Source organism: Streptomyces sp. NPDC101776 (assembly GCF_044766845.1).
In the GTDB taxonomy this organism is placed as follows: domain Bacteria; phylum Actinomycetota; class Actinomycetes; order Streptomycetales; family Streptomycetaceae; genus Streptomyces.
This window is the reverse complement of record NZ_JBIWMV010000047.1, coordinates 16,216-19,599: the sequence shown is the minus strand read 5'-3', so window position 1 is coordinate 19,599 and position 3,384 is coordinate 16,216. Positions and strand designations below refer to the sequence as shown.

The 3,384-nt window shown below is 69.8% G+C and carries 1 protein-coding gene and 1 pseudogene; both read left to right on the top strand.

Annotated elements, in window-relative coordinates:
* Positions 1-98: 98 nt before the first annotated feature.
* Positions 99-482: pseudogene (locus tag ACIRRY_RS51355) on the top strand (transposase); the annotation flags it as partial.
* Positions 483-1,009: 527 nt separating this feature from the next.
* Complete coding sequence (locus ACIRRY_RS51350; RefSeq protein ID WP_403987923.1) at positions 1,010-3,109, top strand: pentapeptide repeat-containing protein; 2,100 nt, start codon at positions 1,010-1,012, stop codon at positions 3,107-3,109.
* The last annotated feature ends 275 nt before the right edge of the window (positions 3,110-3,384 follow it).

Genomic DNA, 3,384 nt, shown 5'->3' with positions numbered 1-3,384 from the left:
CAGACCGCCTGGATCAACGACCCGGCCAAGCGCCGCGAACCCGCACCACAAACCTCATAGCGTCACGACCGTCTCACTGGACTTGAAATCTTCCGGCCCGCGCCGTCACACGCTGGCTCCTCACCCACCCCGACGCTTTACCCGAAGGCGACCGAGTCCAGCTCAAAGCCGTCCTGGCCAACTGCCCCGAACTCACCGCACTCTCCGAGCACGTGCGTTCCTTCGGCCACATGGTCGTCCATCTCCGGGGCGACCAGTTGCCGACCTGGATCGAAGCGGCCGCCTCCACTACCGACCTGCCCAGCCTCCGGCACTTCGCCCAGCACCTCGAACGCGACCTCGACGCCGTCATCGCCGGCCTCACACTGCCCTGGAACTCCGGCGTCGTGGAAGGCCATGTCAACCGGATCAAGATGCTCAAGCGCCAGATGTTCGGCCGCGCAGGATTCGAACTCCTTCGCAAACGAGTCCTATTGGCGTGACCGAGAGTCACAAGACCACACGAAGTGGACCAGAGCCACGATTCACCCGTCGCCGACAGTCTGACGTCGACGAGCAGCGGCCCCAGGTCGTCCAGGCGACCACTTCGGCATCGCTCTCTACCGGTGGCCTGCTCCCACAACGAGACCATCGAGCGACAGGCTTGCACCACGCGGCTGCTGCTCGACCATGTCCACGCCCCCGCCGTCCGGGCCGTCTTCCTGTGCCGTGTCCTGCCCAGCCGGACGCGGTGCGGATCGTGACCGGCCCGCACACCGCCTGTGAACGCCGACGGCCGGATCGTGCAGGAGGTTCCACTGGCCGACGACGAAACGATGACCGCGCCACTGATGCTCGGCTGGACATGGACGCTCGCGGTGAGGGTATCGGGGCCGACCCGTCGCGGCCGGCCCGGGCGCCGTGAAGCAACCCCGGTCTGTCACCCCCGGTCTGTCACCCCCGGTACGGCGTCAACCAGCCTGCGGAATGGCCCTGTTGATGATCGACGCGCGACCCATATCGTTACCTCATGTGGTCATATGCGGTGTGGGGACTGGTCGGTGCCGCCCTGTACAGATGTCTCATCGTCCGGGCTGCTCTCCTGCGTGACGAAGCCCCGTTCACACACCGGTACGGGCGGTGGGACTACCCCGACGGGCCCGGCGTCGGCGCCTTCGCCGCAGGCCTGTGCCTGCACGCGCTCCTGGGTGCGGCGGTCGGCTGTACGGCGGCGACTTGGGCCGGCACGGCGGGGGCGGCGAATGCGGTCAGGTCCCTGATCGCGCTGGTCCTGGGGGTCGTCACCCCGATCGTGTTCAAGCCGGCCGGCCGGCTCGCGCTCCGGATCCTGGTACCCGATGCCCTGGACGGGGGAACGGAGATACGGCTGACCGACCGCCGGTACTGGTACACGCCGCCCGGTCACCCTCCCGTGACCGCCGACGGACCGTACCCGTGGGCCGACGAGCTGGCCCGGCGCATCCGCGCGCAGGAGGTGGCCCGGCCGGTCAACCTGAAAGGCGCACACCTCAGCGGGGCGGACCTGACCGGGGTGGATCTGCCCTGGGTCTACGCGCAACTGGGCAGACTGCCGGGGGTGTGTCTTCGGGAAGCGAACCTGTCCCGGAGCTTCTTCTATGTGGCGAATCTGATCGGCGCCGACCTGACGCGGGCTCGCCTGGACCGAGCGGAGCTGGGCTCGGCGATGCTGGTCCGGGCACGGCTTACAGAGGCCGACCTGACCGGAGCGGACCTGACGCACGCGGATCTGCTGGACGCGGACCTCGCGGGAGCACGGCTGCGCGGAGCGGACCTGGGCGGGGCGGTGCTCGTCCGGGCGAACCTCACCGGTGCCGACCTGACCGGGGCGTGTCTTGAACGGGCCGACCTGACGGGTACCGACCTGAGCGGCGCGGAGCTGACGGGCGCGAACCTGGCCGGGGCGCGGTGGACCTCGGAGACCGTCTGGCCCATCGGGCCGGCCGACCGGATGCGGGACGATTCGGAGCAGCTCTTCGATGACGTGTACCGCGTGCACGGCTGGTCGCCCGAGCCCTACAAGTCCAAGGAGAAGAGTCAACCTCCTTTCTTGCAAAGGTTGTTGATCGCCTTCTGTGATGCCGCCCCGGCGTTTCGGCCGCTCCGTGCCGGTGGCGTCGGCCACGGCAAGGAGACGCGGGCCTTCCGTCCCGCCAGACCCGTCGGGCGGGACGGCCTCAGGAGTGCGCTGAAGTCCGGCACGGCCGTTTCCCTGTCAGGCGCGCAGCTGCACCGTATCGATCTCGTGGGCGTGAGCGTCGCCGGAACGGATCTCAGCCGGGCCGACCTCACGAAAGCGATCCTGACGGGCGCCGACTTGAGCCGGACCGACCTGACCCGGACACGTCTGACGCAGGCGAACCTGTCGGGAGCCAAGCTGCAGGGCGCGAACCTGGCCGGAGCGAACACCGTGAGCGCGGACGTGACGGGGGCGATCCTTACCGGCGCGAACCTGGCCGACGTCTATCTGGTGGGCGCGAATCTGTCCGGTGCCCGCCTGACCCGTACGAACCTGACCGGCGCCCTGTTCTCGGGGACGAAGTTGACCGGGGCCGACCTGACCGACTCCGACCTCACCGATGTCGCGCTGGACAAGGCGGACCTGCGCGGCGCGAAGCTCCTGCGGGCCCAGCTGACCTCCGCTGACCTGAGCGAGGCCGACCTGACCAAGGCCATCCTCACCGAAGCCGACCTGACCTGCGCCCATCTCTTCGTCGCGGACTTTTCTCAGGCCCAGATGATCAGAGCCAGGCTCACTCTGGCCTTTCTGTACAACGCGAAGCTGACGGGCGCCGACCTCACCCACGCGGACCTGGCCGGAGCCGACCTGACCGGAGCGCGCCTCAGAGGGGCCAGGCTGGTCGGAGCCCGGCTGCGCGGCGCGGACCTGACCGGGGCCGATCTAAGTGGAGCCCGCACCGACGGCGCCGACTTCGCGGAGGCGGTCTGGTCCAGCACGACCAAGTGGCCCGGCACGATCGCCGAGACTATCCGGGATCGCTCCGAAACAGCCCCCGACGGCACTTTCCGCGTACGCACCGCCACCCCCGGCAAGCACCACTCCCCCAGCACGGAAACCTCCGAACGGTAGACCGAAGCCGTCCAAAAACCTCCGCATCCAGTACGACCGACTCCACCCACCGCAACAGATGCCCCTCCGGCCCACCGTTGCGGTACCGACCGGCCGTCACGCCAATTTCCGGTACCCCGTGTGCCGCCCGTCTTCATGCGAACGCGGCCGTGGGGGGGGCGGGGGGGGGGGGGCCCCCCCCCCCCCCCCCGGGGGCCGGGGCGCGGGCCCCCCGGGCACCGCCGGGCCCACGCCCCCGCCCGCCCCCCCCCACACCCCCACCCCCCCACAACCGC